Annotated in this window: 4 protein-coding genes and 2 pseudogenes; 2 read left to right on the top strand and 4 right to left on the bottom strand. The window is 65.8% G+C overall.

The features are described 5' to 3' along the window. Positions 1-108 precede the first annotated feature (108 nt). Positions 109-351 (top strand): annotated as a pseudogene (locus HLA95_RS26725) (transposase); the annotation flags it as partial. 136 nt (positions 352-487) lie between these two features. Next, positions 488-1,333, top strand: a complete 846-nt coding sequence (locus tag HLA95_RS26730; protein WP_223861670.1) for a transposase — start codon at positions 488-490, stop codon at positions 1,331-1,333. Positions 1,334-1,344: 11 nt separating this feature from the next. On the opposite strand, the pseudogene HLA95_RS29375 reads toward HLA95_RS26730, so the two are convergent. The 4 genes and pseudogenes from HLA95_RS29375 to HLA95_RS26745 form a co-directional block, all read right to left on the bottom strand. Then, positions 1,345-1,422: pseudogene (locus HLA95_RS29375) on the bottom strand (transposase); the annotation flags it as partial. A 103-nt stretch (positions 1,423-1,525) separates the two neighbouring features. Continuing rightward, entirely contained in the window at positions 1,526-1,948 is a 423-nt protein-coding gene (fliS, locus tag HLA95_RS26735; RefSeq protein WP_191061348.1) for a flagellar export chaperone FliS, read from the bottom strand. Positions 1,949-1,976: 28 nt separating this feature from the next. Next, on the bottom strand, positions 1,977-3,695 hold the full coding sequence (fliD, locus tag HLA95_RS26740) for a flagellar filament capping protein FliD (protein ID WP_191061347.1): 1,719 nt from the start codon (positions 3,693-3,695) through the stop codon (positions 1,977-1,979). A 139-nt stretch (positions 3,696-3,834) separates the two neighbouring features. Next, positions 3,835-4,155 (bottom strand): flagellin (locus HLA95_RS26745; protein WP_255591802.1); only part of this gene is annotated, 321 nt, incomplete at its 5' end.

Below are 4,155 nucleotides of genomic sequence, written 5' to 3' on the forward strand. Positions count from 1 at the left end.
CGACGGACCGCCTCCGTCGTACGGGCGCTGCCGTGAAGAACCTGGCCCATAGCGCCTCCCTTGCCGCATGGTGATCCATTGTACCACCACATTGCGGGATCAAACAAGTATGATGCCGACGGTCTGCGCAACTGGCTCGATGCCCGGCATGTCCGAGCGGTCATTCCCTCGACCGCCAGCCGGACCATCCCCTATCCGCTCGACCGCAAGGCTTATGCCCGGCGCAACCTGATCGAGCGGCTGTTTTGCCGGCTCAAGAACTGGCGGCGCATCGCCACCCGCTACGACCGCCTCGCCCGGAACCACCTGGCTGCCCTCGCACTCGTCGCCATCGCCTCAGCATGGACCTGAATGAGTTCCCTACCTAGCAGGCAGGCAGGCACCCAGTAAGAGCGCCTTGCTCTGTCGAAAGCCCTGTTGAATGCAGTTCTGAGGTCCATCTGCGGGCAGCATGGACAATCAGCTTCTGCGCTTCGCACGCGTATCCATGGTGGTCGCACGAGGTTGCGTGCCGCTACAACCCACCAAGCACTCCCACCCAACCTATCCAGCTGCTGGCCTGTTCGCGGCGCTGCTTTTGCGGGAGCGATTGCGATTGACGTATCGAGGTCTGGAGGCTGCGTCGGGTATTTGGCCTGCGGATCGTACCGGATCATTCGAGCCTGTGGTGGTTCGCCCGCCACCATCTGTCGCCGGAACAGGTCGAAGCAGCGCTGCGGGAGACGGTCCAGCGGGTAAGCCGCACGAGCGGATCTACGCGCCAGGTCGCCCTCGACTCCACTGCCTCTGGCTGTCGCACACCTCGCGGTACTTCGCGTGGCGTGCTCAGCGCCATCGAGGGCAGCGCGGGTGGCTCAAGTGGGTGCTGGCGCTATGGATCGAGCCGCAGATGCTGTTGGCCCAGCGGGTCAGGCCAGGACCAGCCGGTGACTTTAGTGATCTTGTCCCTCTCGCATCCAAGGCAGCCGATGTCATGCCTTACGACCAGTTGATCGCCGACGCCGGCTACGACAGCGAGGCCAACCACCGCTTCTGCCGAGAACAACTCGGCGCCGACAGCCTGATCCCGGCCAAGAAGCGCCGCTCTGCCGCCGTAGTGGCCACCACGCCCTATCGGCAGGAGATGGTCAGAAGGTTGAGCAAGACCGGCAATCCGGCGGATTGTGCTGCCTACCGACAGCGTTGGAAGGTCGAGACAGTCATGTCGGTGGTCAAGCGGCGATGTGGTGAGGCGCTCACGGCACGGCTGGAGCCCACCCAACAGGCTCAAGCACTCCTCAGAGGCATCGCCTACAACATCCAACGCCTTGTCATCCTGGGCTCTTCGTCATGAGGCTTTCAACAGAGCAAGGTCAGGTAAGGCGCTACCAGCGCCCATTCGTCGTCAGACACATCAGACGGATACGGCTTGCGAGATGGCATCCATCTCAAATGAGCATGCCGACAGGTCCGTAACAGGCTCTAGAGTGCCAAGGTAGTGCCAAGTGCCTGCGGCACTCTCGAAGATGGGTTACCGGCCGCCTGATCAGGCCTGGACGGTGCGGCTGGGGTTGGAAAGATGCGCGGTGGCCGGGGTGTCCAGTTGGTCCCAGCTGGCGCGGACTTCGCGGACCAGGGTGATCACCTCGCTGCAGCCAGCGGGATCGTTGCTGACGTTCACCTGCTGGATCTTCATGCCGATCATTGCGTACCAGCGGTCCAGAGCGGTGGCGACAGAGCCGCCATGGTCATGATCCAGGCTGGCGTGGAGGGCATCGCAGATCCGGGCAGCCTTCTGCGTCGCCTGCCAGCGATCCTCGATCCGGCCGTCGAGGCAGGCCAGCCGCGCCTCCTCCATCCGGCGGATGATACCGTCATAGAGCATCACGATCTGGCGAGCCGCGGGCAGTGTCTCGGTCGCCTGGCCATAGGCCGAGAAGGCCCGGGCGTGCTGCGGGTAGGGGTTCAAGGGTGTGGCTCCCGCGAAGGTCGGAAGGTCATTGCTCGTCGGTCTGGCCGAGGGCCGCGCGGATCTGCTGCAGCATCGCCTTGGCCTGGCCGAGCGCGGTTTCGAGTGCCGTGAACCTGGTGATCAGCTGGTCACGGTAGCGGTCGGCGCGTTCGGTGATCCGGTCGATGTCGGCCTGCCCCTTGGCGGTGCTGCCGTCGACCTGCTCGATCTCGCGGGCGAGCCGGCCATCCGTCTGGTCGAGCACCCGGCCGAGTTCGTCATGGGCGAGATCGGCCAGCCCCTGGCTGGCGGTCACCGCCACCGAAGCGCTGCCGGTGCCGCTCCACAGGAACTGCAGGCCGGCATAAGGGGTGCCGTCCCTGCCCTTGATCACCTTGCCGGCGACATCCACCGTCACCCCGTCGATGCTGGCACTGTCGATCTGGCCGTCATTATCGGCGTCGACGATGTCGATCGTGAAGCTCGTGTCCTGAAGGGCGCCGCTGCGCGAGAACAGGACCAGGTCGGCCGAATTGCTCTCGAAGCGGAACTCCAGGATGTCCCGCACCCGGTCAAGATTGGTGAGCAGCGCGTTGCCCAGCTTGTCTGCATCGATCCTCATCCGGTTGGACGGATCCAGGGTGATGCCGATCTCGCGCAGGCTGCCGCCGCCTGCGCCGGTTGCCGCACCGCCCAGGATGGACGCGACCTTGAGCTGCATGTCGCGCAGGAAGCTGTTGCCGAACAGTGGGCTGTCGGACGAGACGGTGCCATCGGCACCCACCAAGTTCTGCTGGTCGATGAAGTCGCGGAATGCGTTGTAGGCGTCGACTAGGCGAATGACCTGATCCTGCACGGCACCCAGGGAGCGCTCGATCTCGACCGTCACCGTCGTGCCGGGCTCGCTCTTGTAGAGGTTGAGCGTGACGCCCTGGAGCACGTCCTCGACCTTGTTCGACGGGCGCTCGATGGTCACCCCATCGATGCTGAAACGGGCTGGGCGCGCTGCCTGGATCGGGCTCTGTACGGTAGCACCGCCGTCCAGGGAGATGCCGAGCTTTGCCAGCACATCGTCGCCGGTACCGTTGGCCAGCGTGATCGGCTGGCCGGTGGACTGCGCGGTCAGGATCAGCCGGGCCTCGCTGGATGAAACCTGCAGGACCGTGGCAGCGACGCCGGTCGTGGCGCTGCGGCTGTTGATCGCGTTGCGCAGGTCCTGAATGGTCATGGCACCGTCGACCGCGATCTCGGCGGTCGAGCCGCCGCCCAGCCCCAGCACCAGCGAGCCGGCAAATTCGCCGAAGGCGTCCTGGAGCTTCTGGTCGAGGCCAGTGACGCTGGCGGTGGCGAGCTTCTGCGCTGCCGCCAGCTGCTCGACCCGAAGCTCGAAACTGCCGGGCTGCGCCCGGTTGCCGGCCGAGACGCCGACGATGGCAGCCGGCGACACTGTCGTGTCTGCCGACAGATAGGCTTCCTTCTTCTCGAAGAGATTGTCGTTGATGCCGAGCGTGCCGGGCGGATTGCGCAGGCCGGCAACCGCCGAGCGGATCTCGCCCAGGATCGTGCGCAGGTCTTCCAGTGCGGCCTTCTTGGCGTCGTTGGCGGCGATCCGCGTCTCCAGGCGGACTGCCGGGATCTTCTTCGCCTCGACCAGGGACGTGACCAGCCCCTCGATGTCGAGGTTCGAGTTCGTGCCGGACAGGCGCGTGGTGCCGCCAGTGCTGACGACGCTGCCGAAGCTCAAGCTGCTCGCACTGGTAGCCATGGCGGTATCCTGGGAGACGAGGTTGCGGGGCACTGCCTGCGTCCTGGCGGATCATGCCCGCCCGGAGATGAAGATTTGGTTGACGCGGGCGTGCCCCCGGCACCGGTGCCAGCCGGTGCCGGGGGCGGGCCTGTGCGGCTCAGCGCAGCAGCTGGAGCATGGTCTGGGGCATCTGGTTGGCCTGGGCGAGCATCGACACGCTGGCCTGGGTCAGGACGTTGTTGGAGGTGAACCTGGTCATCTCCTGCGCCATGTCGACGTCCATGAGCGTGGAGCGGGCAGCGTCCAGGTTCTCGATCGAGGTGGCGAGGTTGGCCGCCGAGAACTCGAAGCGCGACATCATCGCGCCCAGCTCGGCGCGGGAGCCGTTGACCTGGGCGATGGCACCATCGATCGCGGTGCCGGCGGCCGCAGCCCCCGCCGAGGTCGAGATGTCGGTGCCGGCCGTGCCCAGGGCCGC

It is taken from the genome of Geminicoccus harenae (genome assembly GCF_019800005.1).
Taxonomy (GTDB): Bacteria; Pseudomonadota; Alphaproteobacteria; order Geminicoccales; family Geminicoccaceae; genus Geminicoccus; species Geminicoccus harenae.